The sequence below is a fragment of the Shewanella sp. SM101 genome (assembly GCF_025654465.1).
GTDB lineage: Bacteria > Pseudomonadota > Gammaproteobacteria > Enterobacterales > Shewanellaceae > Shewanella > Shewanella oncorhynchi.
The window spans coordinates 71339-93375 of the sequence record NZ_JAKKRH010000008.1; the positions used below are offsets into that span (position 1 = coordinate 71339).

Consider the following 22037-nt stretch of genomic DNA (forward strand, 5'->3'; position numbering starts at 1 on the left):
AGATGAAAAACATCAGATTTGATTTTACCTGCTCACGTCAGGTGCCTTTGTACGCGCATTTATGTAATCAATATCTAAATTATGATGAACTAAATATCAGCATAGGCTGTGATGGTCAACATAGCTCAGGTCAATATAGTGGCCAACATGACTTTGGCCCCCAAAGCTATTTTATTGAAGCTCAGGGCGAGCAAAACCAACTAGAACAATTGGCCGATGCCATTGCCGCGGATTTTTTGATTTCCGCTTGGTTGATTGACTCTAGTATTAAAGTCATCGACGAGCCCCAAGGCAGTAAAACCTTACTGCCCTTTCCACAGTCTGGATCAAGCCCTGCCATAGTGCCTTTTTGCCAGCATTGTTATCCGTTGATTGGCGATAATCAGTCGGCTAAGTTTGGCACACTCGATTTAATTTGCCCTTGCTGCAAGGGCGAAACACAATTAACGTCCGCACAAAAAGCGTTAACCTTGTCAGATATTAAAGCCATGGCACAGGGACTGCTGACACAAGGCCCACTGACATTAGCGGCCGCCGATAATCTGCAAATCAGCCTGACACCGTTTGAGCAGCCCTTAAGCGAGCGGCCACAACTGTTAATTTGTAATCCCAATACGCTGAACGCCCATTTTTGTCTGAACGATGTGCAGGTGCTCGCGCTTTCGAGTATTGAAAAGCCACTTATCTGCGCGAGACCCACGCAAGAACACGACAAACTCAGTGCGCCACTGTACGACATTTGCTTTGCCTACAGCCGAGTAATCTTAGTGCTCGGGGAAGTATTACGACAAAAAGGGGTCGATTGGGTTTACATTAAAGGGCCGCATAATAGGCCGAAGCTAGCGTGGGTCGATGGTGCTTGGGCACAAATCGCCAGTCACGATTTAAGCTCAACACAGGTTCAAACCAAGCACTTTATCGCTCCAGAACCCTTAAGGGAAAAAGTCAGTTTTCACGGCTATCAAGCCCAATGGCAAGCGGCGAAACGTTCACGATCGCACCAAGGCGAACTGAGTGTGGCAGTATTGACTCAAGTAGTGTCAAGTGAAGACAGTGATATTCATTGCACCAGTATGCTAAGCGATAATAATCAAAATACAGTCAACACAGAAAATCACACCCTTGCAGACGCAGCGCTATTCAGTGCGCTGCTCAACGGTAAGTTTACCAGTCATAAACAGGCAAAAAATGCTGCGGTCATTTACTTAAGCCATACCCACGCCAGTCAAATTGTCACCTGCGATAATAAGGGCGACACTGAACTTTTCTTCGCCCTGCCCGAGCTGCCCGATAACGGTTACGAAATCTTCCATCAACTGGACAGCAGTCCACAAAAAGCCGTAGCGCAAAAATTTAAGAGCCTGTTCCCCGAAGATTACCTAAAACTTTTAAGCCTAAAGCTTCACGGCAGACGGGACAACTTACAAAGCCTGTGGGCGATTGCTGCCATATTAATTGGCCTTAATACGCAAGAAGAGACTCAATGCCAAGCAAAGCTCAGCGATGCACTCATGGCCGCCGCCATGCGCTACCACGGTGCCAATGCACCGCGTATCGATTATCCGCTGACCAAAGGTGAAGCCCACCGCAGCCTAAATTGGTGTAAAACCTTAGGCACTGTCTTAAGTTTTCGTATTGCGGGTAATGACGATCCAAGTCAGCTCGCCTTTGCAATGCAAGACTCGCTGGCGGACTATTTATCTAACTGGATCGAACATATCGATTTAAATATCGGCGTGCACAATATAGCCTTAGCGGGTAATGAATTAATCAATGAAACCCTGTGCAAACGCATCAGCTTACGCTTAGGCAAAAACTTCCCCTTAGTGATCAATCGCAGCCTGGATTTAGACGGCGATAACTTAGCCGTTGGGGCACTTTACGTTAAGCAGCGCCAACTGAATGCCCATGATTAGGAGGCCAAAAGTTAAGTCACAACGTATGAAGCCACATAGGCATAATAGTCGCCACAAAAAGCACAGTGACCTGCAGATAAAACGAAGGCTCGCGTTGGAATACCTTGTCCACAAGGGAGCCACGTTAAAACGCTGTCAGTTGCACGTCACTGGCATAGTACAAGGGGTGGGATTTCGCCCCTTTGTCTATCGTTATGCCCTTGAGTTTCAACTGACGGGCACTGTGCTCAACAATGCCAAAGGCGTGACCATTGAGCTGCAAGGTAATGATGAAAACCTCACTCGCTTTATCACTGTACTCAATACCACTCCACCGCCACTCGCCCGTATCGACAATATCAGCCAAATACCACTGCCGATTTTATTAAGCGAAACCACGTTTGAGATCATAAAAAGCGACACGAATGACGCCGATAACTCAAGCCCACTAATGGGCGTGCAAGTCGCAGTATCGGCGGATAAAAGCACCTGCCAAGATTGCTTGAACGATATGCATAATCCTGATAACCGTCACTTTGGCTATGCCTTTACCAACTGCACTAACTGTGGCCCTCGATACACGATTATCAATGCTTTACCCTATGATAGACACAACACCGCCATGGCCGATTTTAACATGTGTCCCGAGTGCGCCAAAGAATATCAAAACCCGCTCGACCGCCGCTACCATGCCCAACCAGTGAGTTGCCCCGCCTGTGGCCCCAGACTCAGTTTAAAAACACCGCAAGGGGAATACATCCTTCCCAGTGCCTCAAATGTCAGCGCACCTGAATTGAGTACGGACCTTGCGGTACTGACAGCAGCGGCTGACAGATTACGCCAAGGGCAGATTCTGGCAATTAAAGGATTGGGTGGATTTCACTTAATCTGTGATGCCCGAAGTGACAATGCCGTCAACGCACTCCGACTGCGAAAACAGCGCCAAGCCAAGCCGCTAGCGGTGATGATGGCGGATATCACTATGGCGCAGCACTATGTTACAGGGACGAATGCCGAGTGGCGAGTATTGAGTTCGCAGGAAAGGCCCATAGTGCTGATGAGTAGCCGAAGCGATCATGACCTCAGCTTAGCTGTCGCCCCCAATCTGAATAAACTCGGGGTATTTTTACCCTACACACCGCTACATCATTTGCTATTATGTCTCTTCAAAGGGCCATTAGTTGCAACCAGCGCCAATGTTTCCGGTGAACCTATCATCACTGATTGTGATGAGCTTATTAGTCACTTAAGCCATGTGGTGGATGCGATAGTCGATCATAATCGGCCGATTATTAATGGCTGTGATGACAGTGTGGTGCAAGTGATCCAGCCGCAACTGGATTCCTCCGCAGAGGTGCAAGTATTGCGCCTCGCCCGCGGCTATGCACCGTTAAGTTTCCCCTTAGAGATACCGCTGACCCAATCGATTTTGGCCGTGGGCGCACAGCAAAAAAATGCCATCGCCTTAGGCTTTGGCAATAATGTGTTTTTAAGTCCCCATATTGGCGACCTGTTCAGTGTCAGCGCCGAGCAGTATTTTGAGCGCACCTTAGCCACTTTTGCTCGGTTGTATCACTTTACGCCAAATCTTATTATTCGCGATAAACACCCAGATTATGCCCCTTCACGCTGGGCTGAAATGCACTCAAACTCGAGTGTAAAACTCAGCGATACCCGTCAAAATCAATGTTTATCGGTGCAACACCACCATGCCCATGTGCTCAGCGTAATGGCAGTTAACCAATATCGAGAGCCCGTATTGGGCTTTAGTTTTGACGGTACTGGGCTTGGCGACGATGGCAGTTTATGGGGCGGTGAAGTGCTATTAACTACGCTCGATAAAGCGCAGCGACTGGCCCATTTTGAGCCCATAGCCCTGCTAGGTGGCGAGCAAGCCATTAAGCAACCCGTTAGGTTGTTACTGGCATTATTATTCGAGCAAATGAGCCTCGATGCTGTGCTCGCATTACAATTACCTATATTAAACAACATACGCCCAAACACTCTGGCTAACTTACATAAGATCTGGCAGAACGGCAGCGCGATAAAAACCTCCTCTGTCGGGCGACTGTTCGATGCCCTCGCCTGCGCCTTAGGTTTAATCGAAACCACACTGTTTGAAGGCCAAGCGGGCATGGCAATAGAAGCCGCGGCCAATCGCGCCGATGCATTAGCCCTTGAAGTCATTTCGCTTAACTTACCTCTTGACATCGACCAGTGGCGAAGCAGTGAGATGTTCAAGCAAGTTGTTGAATTGATTACAGCACAACCGCTAACAGACAATAGATGCTATGCCATCGCCCGCGCCTTTCTACACACATTAGGTGATGCTCTCTGTGATTATGCAGCCCAGTATCAACACCTCCCAACCGTGCTCTGCGGTGGCGTATTTCAAAATAAATATCTATTGGAATACTGCCTGAGCAAGCTCAGCGCCCAAGGAAATAAAGTGTTATCCAGTAAACAGATACCCATCAATGATGGCGGCATCGCCCTAGGCCAACTTTGGTATGGCATTCATCAGAGTCAATAACCTTACTTATTTGATAAGCCCTGATGTTCGCTCGCCATTTTTATCCCCATAAACCTGACGAACATCAAAGATCCGTAGCGCAATTTGTATCACACTCAACATTAGCGTAACCAAATTAACGATTCGTACATCAATCATTATTTGTCAGGCAAAGTCCTCGTACTCTGCCGATACAAGGAGAGGTAAAATGTGTAAAGACTGCGGCTGCTCCCTTACCCGCCACGACCATGATCATCTAGGCGCGCATGCCCATAGCCATGAGCATAATCATGACCATTCACATACTCATGAGCATAGCCATCAAGAGTTACACACAAATCCTCAGTTAAACGATAAAAAAACCTTGTCAGTCATCCACAAAATTTTAGATAAAAATGATGTCGAAGCTGGACATAACCGCGCCCACTTTGAGGCACATAACATCACGGCCTTCAACATCATGAGTAGCCCGGGCAGTGGCAAAACCACCCTATTAGAAAATCTCAAAGAATACACGCAGCTCAACTATGCGGTGATCGAGGGCGACTTAGAAACCTCCCGCGATGCTGACCGCCTCATCGCTAAAGGCATTAAGGCCTATCAAATTCAAACGGGCAGCGCCTGTCACCTCGACGCCTTTATGGTGCACGGTGCCCTACATCATCTGCCGCTTGAAGGACTCGATATTTGCTTTGTCGAAAACGTCGGTAATCTCGTCTGCCCAGCCAGTTATGATGTGGGCACTCACAAAAATATCGTGCTGCTATCAGTGCCAGAAGGCGATGATAAGATTGAAAAATATCCTGTGATGTTCCGCCGCGCCGATGTAGTTTTTATCACTAAGTGCGATCTACTGCCCTATTTTGATTTCAAGATGGACGAAGCCAGAGCGCAGCTTAAAAAACTCAATCCAGCAACTCAAATTATTGAAGTCTCAATTAAAGATGGCGACTCCATGCAGGCAGTAGCCGCTTGGCTTAAAGACAACATTCGAGGTGCACAATAATGTGCTTGTCCATACCTTCCCAAGTGGTGGCGGTCGATATTGAGCGCCAGAGCGTCACAGTCGACACCTTAGGCGTGCGCCGCGATGTCAGCAGTCATTTAATGAATGAGCCACTGGAAATTGGCGACTATGTACTTATCCATATTGGTTTTGTGATGAACAAAATTGATAAGGAAGATGCGCAGCAAAGCATTGATCTATATAAAGAAATCGTCACTAAGCTTGAAAATGAAGCCATACACTGACCATCAGCAGTGCAGGATTAAATCGCAAGGCGCACCCCTATCGAGTGCACCGAGGAAAAAGCATGCTTGAACTAAAACACCTCTATCAAGGCTTTCGCGATCCCCAAACGATTGCCAATTTAGCACGGGATATTCAGTTAACCGCTAAATTGGTTAAGCAACAAATCAATATCATGGAAGTCTGTGGTGGCCATACTCATACGATTATGAAATACGGCTTGCTAGATTTACTGCCGGATAATATTGAATTTATCCATGGTCCTGGCTGCCCAGTGTGCATTATGCCTAAAGAACGCATTGACCAAGCCGCGGCGCTTGCCTCCCAAGAAAATGTTATTCTTGTGACGCTGGGCGATATGATCCGCGTGCCTGGTTCTCAAGGCTCTTTAGCCAGTTTTAGGGCCAAGGGCTGCGATATTCGCCCAATTTACGATCCCTTAGATACGCTCAAAATTGCCCGCGATAATCCGGATAAAACCGTAGTGTTCTTCGCCATTGGCTTTGAAACGTCAACCCCAATGACAGCAATTTTGTTACAACTGGCCGAACAAGAAAAACTCGAAAATCTACTGTTTCATATCAATCATGTATTAGTGCCACCCGCAATTGATGCCGTAATGCACGACCCCAAAGCCAGAGTGAACGCCTTTATCGGCCCAGCCCATGTGAGCGTGATCAGCGGCGCAAAAATCTATCGCAGCACAGTCGAAAACTATGGCACACCCGTGGTTGTCGCAGGATTTGAGCCCGTCGATGTGATGGAGTCGATTTTACGGATTGTGCGCCAAAAAGCCGCGGGCAAAGCGGAGCTCGATATCCAATACAGCCGCGCTGTATCGGAGGACGGCAACCTCACGGCGCAGGCCAAAGTAAATCAATTCTTCAATGTCAGACCGCAATTTCGATGGCGTGGACTAGGCCCAATCCCCAATTCAGCGCTGCAGCTTAAACCCGAATATGCCCACAGAGACGCCGAACTGCGCTTTAAAGACCGCCTACCTGTGAAGGAAATTGACGATCATAAAGCCTGCCAGTGCGGCGATATACTTCGTGGGCTTGCTAAACCAAAGGACTGTAAAGTTTTTAGCCGCGGCTGCAATCCCGAAACGCCCTTAGGCAGCTGCATGGTCAGCTCCGAAGGTGCTTGCAATGCCTATTACCGCTATCAAGGTATCGATATCAAGGAACCACATCATGGCTGATACGCTTAAAGATAAATCCATTCAACTCAGCCACGGCGGTGGCGGTAAAGAAATGAATAAACTGATCCGTGATCTGTTTTTTGCTGAGTTTGATAATCCCATCCTTCGCAGCGAAGAAGACGCTGCCAAACTCGATTTGCACGGTGCCAACGCCTTTACCACAGACTCTTTCACCGTATCCCCTTTATTTTTTGCCGGTGGTGATATCGGCAAGCTTGCCATCGCAGGCACAGTCAACGATCTCGCTATGATGGGCGCAGAACCTCAGTATTTGAGTTGTAGTGTGATCATCGAAGAAGGCTTTTCTATCAAGGATTTAACGACGATTGTCCGCAGTATGGCGAAAGAATTAAAACACAGTGGTGCACGGATAGTCTGCGGCGACACTAAAGTCGTACCCAAGGGGTGCGCCGATGGTTTATTTATTAATACCTCAGGCATTGGTCGCATCTTGCGTCCCAATATTTCCGCGGCGAATGTCACCGTGGGCGATGCCATTATTGTCTCCCGTGATATTGGCTGCCACGGTGCAGCGATTTTAATGGCGCGTGAAGGACTCACGCTCGAATCGGCATTGCAAAGTGACTGCGCGACGCTCTGGCCCATAGTCGAGCAATTGATCGCCGCCAATATTCCCATTCATGCGATGCGCGATGCGACTCGCGGCGGCTTATCGGCGGTGCTGAACGAATGGGCTGTCGCCTCCAATGTTGGTATCACAGTGAATGAAGCCAGTATTCCCGTCAGCGATGAAGTCAAAGGTCTGTGCGAACTCTATGGTTTCGAAGCCATGGATCTTGCCAACGAAGGTACTTTCATCCTCGCCGTCCCCAACGACATCGCCTTAGGCGCGCTCGAGATCATGCAACGCTTTGGGCGCTGTGAGCATGCAGCGATAATCGGCACTGTGAGTGAGGATTTAGTGGGGAAAGTCGTACTAAGAACGCCTTGGAATACTAAGCGTTATCTCGATCTTCCCCAAGGTGAACTGCTGCCAAGGATTTGCTGATGCACGAATATTCGATTGTGAGTGCCCTGATTGAGCAATGCGAACAGCACGCGCAGGCCAATCATGCCGATAAAATCACCCGAGTGGATATCAAACTAGGAGTCATGAGCGGGGTTGAACCTAGCCTGCTACAAACAGCCTTCGATACGTTTAAGCTCGATGGGATTTGCAAAGAAGCCCTACTCAATATGCAAATTCAGCCGCTAGTGATACTTTGCCAAGACTGCAAGACTGAATCCGTACTGAGTGAGCGCACGGTCGTCTGCCCTGCATGTCAAAGCTTTCGTACTCGCGTACTCGATGGCGAAGATATGTTACTGATGCAACTTGAGATGGAACAGAACGAGGATTAATCATCCACGATACGCATTGTGAACGACAGCGCTATTGATAAAACGCTCTATAAATAAAGAATGCTATCAAAGAACGCTCTTCAACACAAAAATGGCTTCGAGCACACAGCGCTCAAAGCCATTTTAAACCACACTATTTCAGTCACGCTACATCAGCTGTAGATAGAAGCTTCACCCTCTGGGCGCGTCTTGAGCACCCGCAGGAACCACATATACTGCTCTGGATAAGCTAAGATAACTTGCTCGACCACTTTGTTCAGTGCCAACGCCTCATTTTCTTTGCCCACCATTTCTTCAGGCGCAACGGCCGCCATCACGGTGAGATCAAATTGGCGTGTCGCTTGGTTGTAGCCAATCTTTACTGGCAGCACTTGGGCATTACCCGCCTGCGCTAAACGCCCAACAACAGGTAGCGTTGCCTTCACTGTGCCTAAAAAAGGCGCAAACACGCTTTGTTCAGGACCTAAGTCTTCATCGGGAAGATAAAAGAAACTGTTACCGCGCTTAAGCTCAGCCAATAACGCCCGAATGCCCGCCTCGCGCATATACACATGGCCACCACAACTGCTGCGTACACGATTACTAAACCAATTGAATAACCCGTTTTTATGGGCTTTGGCCATAGTCACCATAGGCAACTCAAGGTTAAGGCGTAAACCAGCATAATCGATTGGCCACACATGGGGCATGATAAAAATGATCGGTTGCCCAGCAGCCTGCGCTTTAGTCACATGCTCAAAGCCGATTAAATTCACTCGACGACGCAAATGCGCTTTTGAGCGCACCAGCAATTCGCCCTGTGCTAACAACACCAAAACGAAGTTTTGCACGTTCTCACGGATTAACACTTCAATCTCGGCGGTGGATTGTTCTGGAAAGCACGCCCTTAAGTTGGCTCTGGCAACGCTAATGGGCTTTTTGGCAATTGGCATCACTATTTTTGCCAATAATCTTGCAATAGGATCACGCAGCCATGCGGGCATGAGTCCGAAAATCACTAATAGACCAATCACTAACCAAGTGGCCCAGTATCTAGGGTGTAATAAGGCGAGTTTAAAACGACGGTCAAAATGTTTGGGCTGTCTTGACAAAGAATTCACCTCAGACAGTGGATAAAAACAATGGAGATATTGCACGAAAAAATAAACAGGAAAGCCACTCTCTAAGGAGTGGCTTTCCCATCAAACAAACGAAATTACTTACCCGTGTTTGCTGCTTCTACACGAGTTTTCAGCTTTTGGCCGGGACGGAAAGTCACGACACGACGAGCAGAAATTGGGATATCTTCGCCTGTTTTTGGGTTCCTTCCCGGTCTTTGATTCTTGTCCCTAAGGTCAAAGTTGCCAAAGCCAGATAACTTGACCTGCTCACCACTTTCAAGTGCGCCCCGAATCTCTTCAAAGAACGACTCAACCATCTCTTTGGCGACACGTTTGTTCATTCCGAGTGTTTCAAAAAGATGTTCTGCCATTTCGGCTTTGGTAAGTGCCATACTTTAATCCCTCAACGATGCGTTGAACTCGGACTTAAGGGCAGAAACGACTGAACCAACGGTCTCAGCAATCTCTTTTTCCTCAAGCGTACGAGTAGTGTCTTGTAATGTAAGTGCTATCGCCAGGCTCTTCTTGCCAGGTTCAACACCTTTACCTAAGTATACATCGAACAAGTTTATGCCAACCAACTGATTTTCGCCAACTTTTCTTATCAATTTCATTACATCACCTGCAGATACACTCTCATCTACTACGACTGCGATGTCACGACGATTAGCTGGAAACTTAGATACAGCTTGGGCTAGCGGCAAACTGGTATGCAATAAAGCATCCAATTCCAACTCAAAAACGATGGTTTTACCATTGAGTCCAAAAGGCTTCTCCAAACTAGGATGGATTGCACCTATATGACCGATCACTCGATCATTTCTCAATATTTCAGCACATTGCCCCGGATGGAGAGCAGAATGCGTCGCTCCTCTAAAGCTAAATTCTGATGCGGAAACTGTCAAGCCGATAATTGCTTCTAAATCACCTTTAAGGTCGAAAAAATCAACAGTTTTCGATTCCATAGCCCAATGTTCATCATTTTGGAGCCCAGTAATGACACAAGCGAGCATTGCTTGCTGTCTTACACCGGATTCTGCATTGATATCAGGAACAAAGCGCAGGCCAGTTTCAAAAAGTCTCACGCGACTCTGTTGACGACTTTGGTTGTAGCCAACGGCGGCCAATAAACCAGTGAACATTGACAGGCGCATAGCCGACATTTCACTGGAAATTGGGTTTGGTAACACCATAGCGTCTAAACCAGGATGAACCAGATTTTGCAGTTTTGGATCGACAAAGCTGTAGGTTACCGCTTCTTGGAAACCACGAGCGACCAATAAGGCACGCACGCGTTTTAGGCTTAAGTCAGATTCTTTATGATCTGACATACGCAGCGCAGCAACAGGCGCCGTATTCGGGATATTGTTATAACCGTAAATACGGGCCACTTCTTCGATCAAATCTTCTTCAATCGCCATATCAAAACGATAAGTCGCGGTAGTGACCTGCCAACTATCTTGGCCAACAACGACGCTAAAACCTAAACGTTGTAGGATTTCAACGACATCGCTATCAGGTACATGGTGACCTAAAATTCGATCTAACTTGCTACGACGTAAAACGATTTGTGCAGGTTTGGGTAAATCAGCCTCTGATTTAGCCTCAACTACAGGGCCAGCTTCACCGCCACAGATATCCAGTACTAAACGCGTAGCACGGTCGATAACCTTGTGCTGCATCTCAGGGTCAACGCCACGCTCAAAGCGGTGTGATGAGTCTGTGTGCAAACCTAAACGACGTGACTTACCCATAATGGCAAGCGGCGCGAAGAACGCACATTCAAGCAGTATGTCTTGGGTCGTGTCGCTCACGCCTGAATATTCGCCGCCAAACACGCCTGCAAGGGCTAATGGACGCACATCATCGGCGATCACTAAGGTATCGCATGGAATTGTGACTTCGCTGCCATCAAGCAGAGTGATTTTCTCTTCGCCAGTGCCTAAACGCACTTGGATATCGCCCGTTAACTTGGCAAGATCGAAAGCGTGCATAGGTTGACCGAATTCAATCAACACAAAGTTAGTGATGTCTACGATGGGATCGATAGAGCGAATACCGCTACGGCGCAGTTTTTCCTGCATCCATAATGGCGTAGGCGCTTTCACATTAACGTTTTTAACCACACGGCCTAAGTAACGTGGACACGCTGCAGGCGCGTTAACGTTAATCGTGACCTGTGCATCTGTCGTTGGCGTGACGGCTTGCCACTGTGGCTCAACCACTGTTTGGCGGTTTAACACGCCCACTTCACGGGCAAGACCTGCCATACCTAAGCAATCGGCACGGTTAGCCGTTAAATCCACATCGATAACGGCATCATTAAGTTGCAGATAATCACGGATATCAGTGCCAAGCGGCGCGTCCAATGGCAATTCGATGATGCCATCACTTTCGACGTTGATGCCAAGCTCGCTGTATGAACACAACATACCTTCTGATGGCATGCCACGCAGCTTGGCTTTCTTGATTTTGAAATCGCCAGGTAATACGGCGCCAACCATAGCCACGGCCACTTTAAGACCCTGACGGCAGTTTGGTGCACCGCAGACGATATCGATAAGTTCGCTACCACCAACGTTGATTTTGGTCACGCGCAGTTTATCGGCATCGGGATGCTGACCACACTCAACCACTTCACCAATCACGACACCGCTAAAATCGGCAGCTACGGCTTCAACGTCATCGACTTCGAGACCGGCCATAGTGATCTGGTGGGATAATGCTTCACGGCTGACTGAAGGGTTTACCCATTCACGAAGCCAAGATTCGCTAAATTTCATGCTATTACAGCTCCGTTATTTAAATTGCTTCAGGAAACGTAGGTCGTTTTCAAAAAACGCACGTAAATCGTTTACGCCGTAACGCAACATAGTTAAGCGCTCGACACCCATACCAAAAGCAAAACCAGAGTATTTTTCTGGATCTATGCCAACGCTGCGCAGCACATTCGGATGTACCATACCGCAGCCAAGCACTTCTAGCCATTTACCATTTTTGCCCATCACGTCCACTTCCGCTGAAGGTTCAGTGAATGGGAAGTAAGATGGACGGAAACGCACTTGCAGATCTTCTTCGAAGAAATTACGCAGGAAGTCATGCAAAATGCCTTTCAATTCGGCAAAGTTCACATGCTCATCAACCAAAAGCCCTTCCACTTGGTGGAACATAGGCGTGTGAGTTTGGTCGTAATCGTTACGATAAACACGACCAGGAGAAATAATGCGTAATGGTGGTTTTTCAGTTTCCATAGTACGGATTTGCACGCCCGAAGTTTGGGTACGCAGCATCAGTTTAGGATTGAAATAAAAGGTATCATGATCAGCACGCGCTGGATGGTGCTCAGAGATATTCAGTGCGTCGAAATTGTGGAAATCATCTTCAATTTCAGGGCCCTGCTTTACCGAGAACCCTAATTCCCCGAAAAAGGTTTCGATGCGCTCAATGGTTCGAGTCACAGGATGTAAGCCACCGATCTCTTGGGTGCGGCCTGGCAAAGTCACATCAATCTTTTCGGCGATTAATTTGGCTTCCAATTCCGAACTCTTCAGACCATCGATGCGCTCAGTTAATTTTTGTTGAATCGCCTGTTTAGCATCATTGACCGCTTGGCCAAAGGCGGGCTTTTCTTCAGGGCTTAAGCTACCCATCATTTTCATCATGTCGGTGATCTTACCTTTCTTACCAAGGTAATCGACACGGATATCATCCAGTGCTTTTAGATCACTGGCCTGGTCAATAATGACTAAGGCTTGTTCTACGATCTCAGTTAACTGCTGCATTTTCTCTTCCACTGCATAGTCGCGCTTGATAAACAAGTGCTATGGGCGCCAAACTTTCAGGCTATTTGGGTGCTCAGGTTATCGGGCGTTAATGCCAGACGCTTTGCTAGCTATAACGAAATAAAAGGATAGAAATTTTACGCGAGCGAGCGGCATATTACTAGGGCTTATTGGGGGTTTTTATCATGCAAATTCATGTGTTACCCCAGTTTGGAGCCTGAGTTTTACTCAAGGGGAAACCCAAACCTCGATTCTGACGTAAACAACTTCCGCTTTCAGCCACTAGCAGCATTTGTAACTAAACTGTAAACTCACACCTGTACCTTGCCAAAATTGCAGCAAACAACACAATAATGACTGCAATTAGACTACATTAACCATATAAATCGTTACAAAACAGAAAACTATAAAGTCTATGGCAAACTGACCGATATAAATTCGGTTTATGGCCCATTTTATCGAGGCACTCATGAAAGAAGTAAAATTTCGCTGGATAGATCAATATCTTATCCATATGACCTTAAAAACTAAATTCGCTATTCTCTCTATCGTTCCTATGTTGATGATTGTTGGACTGGCGCTTTTCCTAGATAACCAATCCCAGCAAACCTTAATTCAAGGACAGCTCAACAGTCTGCAAAATGCTTCACAACAAATTAACCAAGTCACTGGCAGCTTATATAACAAACTACCAGAGCAAGAACGCCAAACTATCCTTAATCAACTTAGTCGCGAAATTGAAGGTAATGTCAGCATTGTTTCGGTAAATGAAGCCGATAGCAAAGCGCAATCCATCGCTCGCAGTGGCGGTGGTATCGATGACAGCGGTAAGCAACCTAGAGCTGTGAGTCGGGTTAACGATCAAAATCTGATCACGATTATTCCCCTAGACAGCAAAGAAATTGATGCCTTGCTCGCCAACGATAACCTGCTGGTTTATGGCCTAATGGCGGCACTCTTGTTTGTGCTATTTTTGTTCAGCTATTACATTTCAACCTTCGTAGGCGGCGCACTTTATACGACAGTGATGGCATTAAAACGGGCCGCATCGGGTGATTTAACGGGGCGGTTAAACTTCTTCGAAGTAAAAGACGAGTTCAGTATCTTAGCCATCAGCATAGATACCTTAGTAGAACGTCAACATACCTTAGTAAAGCAAATCGCAGAATCAACCGCTAAAATACGCGAAGTTGTATCATCGTTTCGTAGCACTGCGCAGCAAGGTCAATCCTTGGCGGTAAACCAGAGACAACATCTGGACTCCTTAGCGACGGCAATGGAAGAAATGACCGCCGCAGTGAAAGAAGTTGCCCGCAATGCCGAACAATCCTCAGCCGAAACCCAAGAAGCCAATCAACAGGTTAGCGCGGGCGGGAAAGATATTGAAACCACAGTCAAAGCTATTGACGTGTTATCGGATGAGATCTCCGCGGCCTCAAATGCGGTGGGTGTACTCAATGACAACGCCAGTAAAATTGATGAAGTGGTGTCAACCATTAATGCGATTTCCCAGCAAACCAACCTACTGGCCCTCAACGCGGCGATTGAAGCGGCGCGCGCCGGTGAACAAGGTCGTGGCTTTGCCGTGGTGGCAGATGAGGTACGTACTTTAGCGGGGAGAACTCAGGCCGCAACGGTTGAAATCAAAACCATGATCGAATCACTGCAATCAGGCACCCGTAACCTGACCCAAGTGATGTCGCGTACTGTGAGCCAAGCCAATGAGGGCAAACAACACGTACTGCAAACGGGCAAAGACTTAGAGTTTATCGCCCACCACAGCAACAAAGTGTTTGAAATGAGTGTGCTAATTGCGACCTCGGCCGAAGAGCAATCGGCAGTGGCCAATGAGATTGCGACTAACTTAATGGAAATTCGCAACCAATCACACGATGTGGAGCAATCGGCCAACCAGTCAGTTTCAGGTTGCGATGAGCTGCAAGCGACTGCGGGGCAACTGGATCAGTTGATGGTGGGATTAAAAATCTAGTTGCGCATTATTTGATGGAATTTAAATTCACTTAACACCCAAAATGCATAAGGGAGCGAATCGCTCCCTTGTTGTTTTCATTCTGACGGTCACGTTCCAATCAACAAGTGTCGTTTCAATTAATAAGTTAATTTTCAATCGATAACGCTACGGCAAAATGAATTCACGTCTGTTAATCCACGTCTTTAAGTGGCCATAGCACGATATGATCTTCAATATCCTTTACGCGTCTTTCATCCACCACCTTGCCTTGGATCGACATACCCGCTAAATGCATCGCTTCTTTGGAGCCTGTGAGCAGCGGGTTCCAGCTCGGTAGCTCACGCCCTGCCGCTAGGCGGCGATAGGCACAACTGTCGGGCAACCAAGTTAACTCATGGATATTATCAATCGTGATCACTGTACATTGGGGGACATGGGTGAAACGGTCACTGTAATGCTGACAGCCTGCCGTTTGATGATCGAGCAAAAGGCAAGCTGCATTGGTGTAATACAAGTCTTCGGTTTCATCATCTATCAACTTGTTTAAACAACATTTACCACAACCGTCACACAGGGATTCCCACTCGGTTGTGCTCATCTGCGCTAATGTTTTACTCTGCCAAAATGCCATGATTAACTGTATCTTCTTAATAAAAAACCCGCTCAATGCGGGCTATTTTACACTAATTTATCGTCAGATACGCAATGCCACTGAGATTAACGAGTGTGGTTTGACGCGCCTGAGCTCATTAGTAGCGTCTTGATGCTGCCAAGTTAATCTTTGATCCCAAGACTTAGCTTATGCTCAGCCAATAAATTCACCTGAGGTGGCGGAATTTGTAAATAAAAGCCATTTTCTGCCATGGCTGCTCTGACTTTATGTATATCTGCCATTCCTAACGCGTCGCGTTTAGCGATAGGAAACACCATCACCAACTTTGGCACGCCAAACATTTCCATCAAAGGCACTGGAACATCGTCAAAACAATCTCTTTTCTTCACAAATAAATAAGTATCAGCCTTTCGGCTACTTTTATAAACGGCACATAGCATAAGAATCAAATATCCAATAGTTCAAACTTGCCAGTCAATGGGGCACACTATAACATGGTCGCCTAGTAATTTAATTGTAAAATCAGCGAACCGACTGATGATTTCTGGAGAATAGTGCCGGGATGTCAAAACCTAGCTTAGAGTTAAAAGGCGCTTCTTTTACTCTTTCAGTGCTTCATATTAATAGCAGCGATTTACAAGCTGTCATGACTGAATTAGACCATAAATTGGCACAGGCTCCTCAGTTTTTTCTGGGTGCTCCTTTAGTCGTCAATCTGAGTGCCATTCAGCACGACAGCTTGAATTTAAGTGCGTTAAAGGATCTGCTGATCTCACGTCAATTAGTGATTGTTGGTATAACGGGCGCGACAACCGTACTCAGTAAACAGGCTAAAGACTTAGGCCTTGCCATAGTCAAAGCGGGAAAACAGAGCAGTACCCCGCCGCCGGCCCCGCGCCAAACTAAAATAGTGAAGCAAAATATTCGTTCAGGCCAACAAGTCTACGCAAAAAATGGTGATTTAATCATATTTGGTGCGGTAGGCAATGGCGCAGAAGTCATCGCAGATGGTAGCATTCATATCTATGGCGCATTACGAGGGAAAGCCATGGCAGGCGCCGCGGGCGATACCAGCGCCGTTATCATTGCCCACTCTCTGGAGGCCGAACTCGTTTCAATAGCAGGGCAATATTGGCTCGCTGAAAATCTACAACAACATAGCTCAGATAAAAGCGGCTGCATTCGCCTAAACGGTGAGTCGCTTATGGTTGAATCATTGCCCCTCTAAATGGCAGAACAAAGGATAGAGAGAAACATGGCACAAATTATTGTTGTCACTTCAGGTAAAGGCGGCGTAGGTAAAACCACATCGAGTGCTGCAATTGCGACCGGTCTTGCCATGCAAGGACACAAGACAGTCGTTATTGATTTCGATATAGGTTTACGAAACTTAGACTTGATCATGGGTTGCGAGCGTCGTGTTGTTTATGACTTCGTTAATGTGATCAATGGTGAAGCCAATTTAAATCAAGCGCTGATCAAAGATAAACGCTGCGATAAGTTATTCGTTTTACCCGCTTCACAGACCCGTGATAAAGATGCACTGACCAAAGAAGGCGTCGGCCGTGTTCTAGACGATTTGGCCAAAGACTTTGAGTTTATTCTGTGTGACTCTCCCGCTGGGATTGAGCAAGGCGCTATGATGGCATTGTATTTTGCCGATATCGCCATTGTGACCACTAACCCAGAAGTCAGTTCTGTGCGCGATTCAGACCGTATTTTAGGGATGCTGCAAAGCAAATCACGCCGCGCAGAACTGAATCTAGAGCCGATAAAAGAATATTTACTCTTGACTCGCTATTCACCGAGCCGTGTAAAATCGGGCGAAATGTTAAGTGTCGACGATGTTCAAGAAATTCTGGCCATTGAGTTACTCGGCGTTATTCCTGAGTCACAATCTGTACTGAAAGCCTCTAACTCAGGCGTACCTGTGATTATCGACCAAGAAAGTGATGCAGGTTTAGCCTACAGTGATACAGTCGCACGCTTACTGGGTGAAGATGTACCAGTACGCTTTATTACGGAAGAAAAGAAAGGTTTCTTACAACGGATATTTGGTAGCTAATTATGTCTTTACTCGACTATTTCAAAAGCAAGAAAAAGCCTAGCACTGCGGTAATGGCAAAAGAGCGCCTACAGATCATCGTGGCTCATCAACGTGGACAAAGGGACACTCCCGATTATTTCCCACAGATGAAACAAGAGATCATTGCCGTTATTCGCAAATATGTGCCGATTTCTGATGATCAAGTTTCTGTGCAGTTAGATCAAAACGACGCCAACCTGTCGGTACTCGAGCTTAACGTCACTTTGCCTGACAGATAAGTCGATGACACAAAAAATGTCATCTTCAATTGAAGATGACATTTTGATGTGGATGTTTTTCAGCGATAGCTTCAAGTACGAAATATTAAGCACTAGACCTCAAGCTTTGCTAAAGCCTCAGTTGCCAATTCCCCTCGCCAACCGCATAACACTGCCGGTAAATCCCCTTGTTGCTTATCCCAACGCCATTGCAAAAACTCATGGATATGACGTTTAGAACCGAGCATTTCCTGCGGCACATCATGCTTTTCGCATAATTCGACCAAACAGCTTTTAATCGCTTTAAAGGCCGATTTGTAGCCTGATTTTAACGCCAATACATCCACTAACTCGGGTAAATTAACCAAATCCGCAGTTTGTAGCACACGTAATAAATCTTTGCCGTGGATGCGTTTTTCCTGTTCGGTCAAGTCATTGAGCTTAAACAAGTCAGCCGAAGTTTTAGGTTGCTTCTTCGCTAATGCAATAAGACCATGATCTTTGATCACAAAACCTAAGGCTAAATCACGGACTAAGGCTTTTTCAAGGCGCCATTTGGCGAGCACTTTAAGGTAAGCCAATTGAATTTCAGTGAGTTGAAAAGCATTTTTCACTTTCAAATAAGCTGTATCAAGATCAGGATCGGCAAGCCTGCCCTGAGTCATCCTTTCCCCTTCCTCGTATAACCAAGCTAAACGCCCTTGGGCGCTGAGTTTCGCTTCCAGTTGAGGATAGAGCTGATACAAATACAGGACGTCATTGGCGGCGTAGCTTAACTGGGCTTCCGTTAAAGGACGACGGATCCAATCTGTACGCGACTCACCTTTATCGATCACTTCACCAAGGCAAGTTTCAACCAGCTTGGCATAACCTACACCATGGCCCATACCACACAAAGAGGCGGCAATTTGGCTATCAAACAAAGGCGTAGGCTGACATTTGCCATAGTGGGCAAAAACTTCTAAGTCTTCACTGCAGGAATGCACTAGCTTAACGATATTCGGGTCCGATAACAGCGCCCAAAATTGGGCTAAATCTGGTAAAGCCACCGGATCAATCAAAGCTAAGGTTTTACCATCATAGGCTTGGATCAAACCTAACTTGGCATAATAAGTACGAGTACGAACAAACTCGGTATCTAACACGAGTATCTTACTCTGTTTATATTGGGCAACGAGGGCATTAAGGCTTGCTTCATCACTCACATATTGAAACGCTGACAAATTCTTCTCCAGATCCTGTGGGTCAATCACAGTCCATAAAAACAAAAGCCGGCAAATGCCGGCTTCAATCTTACGCGCGCTTAGCTTCGTCTCTAAGCTCTCGTCGCAAGATTTTACCCACGTTGGTTTTAGGTAACTCGTCCCTAAATTCTACCAGCTTCGGCACTTTATATCCCGTTAAATGAATACGGCAGTGCTTAATGATGTCTTCAGCGGTTAAAGATTTATCTTTTGCCACCACAAATACCTTCACTAACTCACCACTGGCGTCGTTTGGCACACCAACGGCAGCCACTTCAATCACTTTTGGATGAAGTGCAACCACTTCTTCGACTTCGTTAGGGAATACGTTAAAGCCTGATACTAAGATCATGTCTTTCTTACGGTCGACAATATAGAAGAAACCTTTCTCATCCATGTAACCAATATCGCCCGTGGCTAACCAGCCGTCAGTGTCGATCACTTTGGCGGTTTCTTCAGGACGTTGCCAATAGCCTTTCATCACCTGAGGACCTTTACCAAAAAGCTCGCCGGTTTCGCCTTGGGCTAATACCTTGCCGTCATCATTACGGATTTGGATCAGTGTCGAAGGGGCAGGAAAACCAATTGAACCGTTATAACCGTCTAAGTTATATGGACAACAGGTTAATAAGGGTGAGGCTTCCGTCAGACCATAACCTTCAAGTAAACGGGTTTTAGTAATGGTTTGCCATTTATCCGCCACGGCTTTTTGTACCGCCATGCCGCCACCGATAGAGAGTTTTAAGCGTGAGAAATCCAACTGGGAAAAATCATCACTGTTCACTAAAGCGTTAAATAAGGTATTTACCCCAGTTAATGCGGTGAAAGGGTACTTTTTCAACTCAGCCACAAATCCTGGGATATCGCGAGGATTGGTGATGAGTAAATTCTGACTTCCTTTGTGCAAAAACAGCAGGCAATTCACGGTCAAGGCGAAGATGTGATACAGCGGCAAGGCCGTTACGACAAACTCACTGCCATCGTTTAAAGCGGGAGAATATGCACCATCGGCCTGCAATACGTTTGCGACAATATTGCCATGGGTCAACATAGCGCCTTTAGAGACCCCAGTGGTGCCTCCTGTGTATTGTAAAAACGCTAAATCATCGTTAGTGACTTCTGGTTTGATGTATTGCATGCGACGACCCGTTGATAAGGTATCGCGCATTGATAAGGCATGGGGTAAATTGTATTTTGGCACTAACTTCTTGATGTACTTCACCACAAAGTTCACTAAGGTACGTTTTGGTGCACTTAATTGATCACCTAAACTGGTGATAATCACGCTTTCAACAGGAGTTTGCTCGACCACTTCTTCTAAAGTGCGGGCGAAGTTTGACACCACCACAATGGCTTTGGCGCCAGAGTCAATCAACTGATGTTTAAGCTCGCGCGGTGTATAAAGTGGGTTAACGTTAACAACCACCATACCTGCACGCAAAACACCAAACAATGCAATGGGATACTGCAACAGGTTTGGCATCATCAAAGCGACACGGTCGCCCTTTTCAAGCTTTAATTCATTTTGTAAATACGCAGCGAATGCTCGGCTGCGTTCTTCCAATTTACGGTAGGTTAGCGTGGCACCCATGTTGATAAATGCAGGTTGATCTTCATACTTAGACACCGCTGTCTCGAACATGTCGACAAGCGATGAGTATTGTTCCACATTAATTTCAGCAGGCACATCTTCTGGCAAATGATTAATCCAAGGCTGATCCACTACTCTCTCCTAAATCCCCACAACTGCGGAAACAATATCCATACAAGCGTCAAGACTCGATAAATACCGAGTTAAAATACCGGCTTACATTTTATAGTTATTGATTTACTCGTCATAAATCATACGAGCGTTTTAATTTTGATCATCATCACATAAAAAAAACAAAAAACCTAGCGTCTTTTTTATACCCATATAAGCAACCTATTAAACGAATTTGCGGATCAAACGTGCAACGCCTTCGGCATTGTCCATATGCACATGATGATCGCCCTCAATTATGTGCTCAGACAAATGCTTGAACCACGTTCTGGCCTTAGGTATCGCGCTCTGCAACTGGCTAAATCCCTGTTTGCCACAAATTAATAAGGTTTCGACATTGATGTCCTGCATCAAGGCATCAACTTGGGCGAAGGTTAATCGTTGGGGTGAATCTAATCTTAATCGAGGATCACTACGCCAACCTATGCCATCACCTTCGGGCTGCATATTACGATCGAGCAACAAACGACACCAAGGTTCGGCAAGTCCTGTTAAATGTGCCCTCGCCCGCACCGCAGTATCTATACTGTCGTAAATCTTTGCCTGCCCATGCTTCTGAGTTAAATACTTCTCATGCTGATAGAAGCTTTTTTTCAATCGCGCCTTAGCTTGCGTTGGCAACTCAGACAAGGGGCTTAACGCTTCAATCAATACCAGCTTGTTAACCTTTTCGGGAAATGTCGCCGTGTAAGCTGAGGCGATTATACCGCCAAGCGAATGCCCAATCATTGCCGCTGGCTTTTGCGGTAATGCCGTTAACAACGCGTCTAAATCATACAAATAATCAATCCAATGCAGCGGATAGTGTCCCGGCCTATGTGCAGAAAAGCCGTGTCCTGGCCAATCAATGGCAAGCACTTGATAATCAAGTAAATGCGCTGCTAAGGGTTCAAAACTGTTGGCGTTATCTAACCAACCATGTAAGGCAAGTAATAAAGGTTTATCCTTCGCCCCCCATAATCGGCCCGCGACCTTAATATGAGGTAATACAAATTCGATTTGATTTTTGGGGGCGAAAGATTGCCACATAATGCCTCT

At 46.5% G+C, this 22037-nt stretch carries 20 protein-coding genes; 11 read left to right on the plus strand and 9 right to left on the minus strand.

What is annotated here, in order from left to right:
* The first annotated feature begins 2 nt into the window (after window positions 1-2).
* From L5M38_RS06325 to hypA, 7 genes are all read left to right on the plus strand, one after another.
* Window positions 3-1916 carry a NiFe hydrogenase gene (locus tag L5M38_RS06325; protein WP_263178589.1) on the plus strand — a complete coding sequence of 638 codons (1914 nt, stop codon included), beginning with the start codon at window positions 3-5 and terminating at the stop codon, window positions 1914-1916.
* 94 nt (window positions 1917-2010) lie between these two features.
* Window positions 2011-4428, plus strand: a complete 2418-nt coding sequence (gene hypF, locus L5M38_RS06330; RefSeq protein WP_263178590.1) for a carbamoyltransferase HypF — start codon at window positions 2011-2013, stop codon at window positions 4426-4428.
* 187 nt (window positions 4429-4615) lie between these two features.
* Window positions 4616-5413 (plus strand): hydrogenase nickel incorporation protein HypB, encoded by a 798-nt coding sequence (hypB, locus tag L5M38_RS06335; RefSeq protein WP_105252278.1) that lies wholly within the window; start codon window positions 4616-4618, stop codon window positions 5411-5413.
* Window positions 5413-5658 carry a HypC/HybG/HupF family hydrogenase formation chaperone gene (locus L5M38_RS06340; RefSeq protein WP_028760183.1) on the plus strand — a complete coding sequence of 82 codons (246 nt, stop codon included), beginning with the start codon at window positions 5413-5415 and terminating at the stop codon, window positions 5656-5658. The genes hypB and L5M38_RS06340 overlap by 1 nt, the downstream gene beginning before the upstream one ends.
* A gap of 62 nt (window positions 5659-5720) precedes the next feature.
* On the plus strand, window positions 5721-6860 hold the full coding sequence (gene hypD, locus L5M38_RS06345; protein ID WP_263178591.1) for a hydrogenase formation protein HypD: 1140 nt from the start codon (window positions 5721-5723) through the stop codon (window positions 6858-6860).
* Entirely contained in the window at window positions 6853-7869 is a 1017-nt protein-coding gene (hypE, locus tag L5M38_RS06350) for a hydrogenase expression/formation protein HypE (protein ID WP_028760185.1), read from the plus strand. The genes hypD and hypE overlap by 8 nt, the downstream gene beginning before the upstream one ends.
* Entirely contained in the window at window positions 7869-8222 is a 354-nt protein-coding gene (gene hypA, locus L5M38_RS06355) for a hydrogenase maturation nickel metallochaperone HypA (protein WP_263178592.1), read from the plus strand. The genes hypE and hypA overlap by 1 nt, the downstream gene beginning before the upstream one ends.
* A gap of 152 nt (window positions 8223-8374) precedes the next feature.
* Here hypA and lpxM read toward each other — a convergent pair whose 3' ends face one another.
* The 4 genes from lpxM to pheS form a co-directional block, all read right to left on the minus strand.
* Window positions 8375-9313, minus strand: a complete 939-nt coding sequence (lpxM, locus tag L5M38_RS06360; RefSeq protein WP_263178593.1) for a lauroyl-Kdo(2)-lipid IV(A) myristoyltransferase — start codon at window positions 9311-9313, stop codon at window positions 8375-8377.
* Window positions 9314-9417: 104 nt separating this feature from the next.
* Window positions 9418-9714 (minus strand): integration host factor subunit alpha, encoded by a 297-nt coding sequence (ihfA, locus tag L5M38_RS06365; protein ID WP_006081370.1) that lies wholly within the window; start codon window positions 9712-9714, stop codon window positions 9418-9420.
* A 3-nt stretch (window positions 9715-9717) separates the two neighbouring features.
* The gene (gene pheT / locus L5M38_RS06370; protein WP_263178594.1) at window positions 9718-12105 is read right to left on the minus strand and encodes a phenylalanine--tRNA ligase subunit beta; all 2388 of its coding nucleotides are present in this window, start codon (window positions 12103-12105) and stop codon (window positions 9718-9720) included.
* A 15-nt stretch (window positions 12106-12120) separates the two neighbouring features.
* Window positions 12121-13104 (minus strand): phenylalanine--tRNA ligase subunit alpha, encoded by a 984-nt coding sequence (pheS, locus tag L5M38_RS06375; RefSeq protein WP_006081368.1) that lies wholly within the window; start codon window positions 13102-13104, stop codon window positions 12121-12123.
* A 469-nt stretch (window positions 13105-13573) separates the two neighbouring features.
* Here pheS and L5M38_RS06380 point away from each other — a divergent pair, with 469 nt between their 5' ends.
* Window positions 13574-15094 (plus strand): methyl-accepting chemotaxis protein, encoded by a 1521-nt coding sequence (locus tag L5M38_RS06380; protein ID WP_263178595.1) that lies wholly within the window; start codon window positions 13574-13576, stop codon window positions 15092-15094.
* Window positions 15095-15266: 172 nt separating this feature from the next.
* Here the strand turns inward: L5M38_RS06380 and L5M38_RS06385 are convergent, their stop codons facing one another.
* Entirely contained in the window at window positions 15267-15707 is a 441-nt protein-coding gene (locus L5M38_RS06385) for a YcgN family cysteine cluster protein (RefSeq protein ID WP_263178596.1), read from the minus strand.
* A gap of 143 nt (window positions 15708-15850) precedes the next feature.
* Entirely contained in the window at window positions 15851-16129 is a 279-nt protein-coding gene (locus L5M38_RS06390) for a YcgL domain-containing protein (RefSeq protein WP_028760191.1), read from the minus strand.
* A gap of 122 nt (window positions 16130-16251) precedes the next feature.
* Between L5M38_RS06390 and minC the strand changes: the two genes are divergently transcribed.
* The 3 genes from minC to minE are packed head-to-tail and all read left to right on the plus strand — an operon-like array spanning window position 16252 to window position 18014.
* Window positions 16252-16917 carry a septum site-determining protein MinC gene (gene minC, locus L5M38_RS06395; RefSeq protein ID WP_006086392.1) on the plus strand — a complete coding sequence of 222 codons (666 nt, stop codon included), beginning with the start codon at window positions 16252-16254 and terminating at the stop codon, window positions 16915-16917.
* Between the two features lie 27 nt (window positions 16918-16944).
* Window positions 16945-17754: a septum site-determining protein MinD gene (gene minD / locus L5M38_RS06400; protein ID WP_006086391.1), complete on the plus strand. Its 810-nt coding sequence runs from the start codon at window positions 16945-16947 to the stop codon at window positions 17752-17754.
* A 2-nt stretch (window positions 17755-17756) separates the two neighbouring features.
* On the plus strand, window positions 17757-18014 hold the full coding sequence (minE, locus tag L5M38_RS06405; protein WP_028760193.1) for a cell division topological specificity factor MinE: 258 nt from the start codon (window positions 17757-17759) through the stop codon (window positions 18012-18014).
* Between the two features lie 92 nt (window positions 18015-18106).
* On the opposite strand, the gene rnd is transcribed toward minE, so the two are convergent.
* The 3 genes from rnd to L5M38_RS06420 all read right to left on the minus strand — a co-directional run bounded on the left by rnd (window position 18107) and on the right by L5M38_RS06420 (window position 22028).
* Window positions 18107-19216, minus strand: coding sequence for a ribonuclease D (rnd, locus tag L5M38_RS06410; protein WP_028760194.1), 1110 nt, complete (start codon window positions 19214-19216; stop codon window positions 18107-18109).
* Between the two features lie 70 nt (window positions 19217-19286).
* Window positions 19287-20960 carry a long-chain-fatty-acid--CoA ligase FadD gene (gene fadD, locus L5M38_RS06415; RefSeq protein ID WP_263178597.1) on the minus strand — a complete coding sequence of 558 codons (1674 nt, stop codon included), beginning with the start codon at window positions 20958-20960 and terminating at the stop codon, window positions 19287-19289.
* Between the two features lie 204 nt (window positions 20961-21164).
* Window positions 21165-22028: an alpha/beta fold hydrolase gene (locus L5M38_RS06420; protein WP_212599828.1), complete on the minus strand. Its 864-nt coding sequence runs from the start codon at window positions 22026-22028 to the stop codon at window positions 21165-21167.
* Between the last annotated feature and the right edge of the window lie 9 nt (window positions 22029-22037).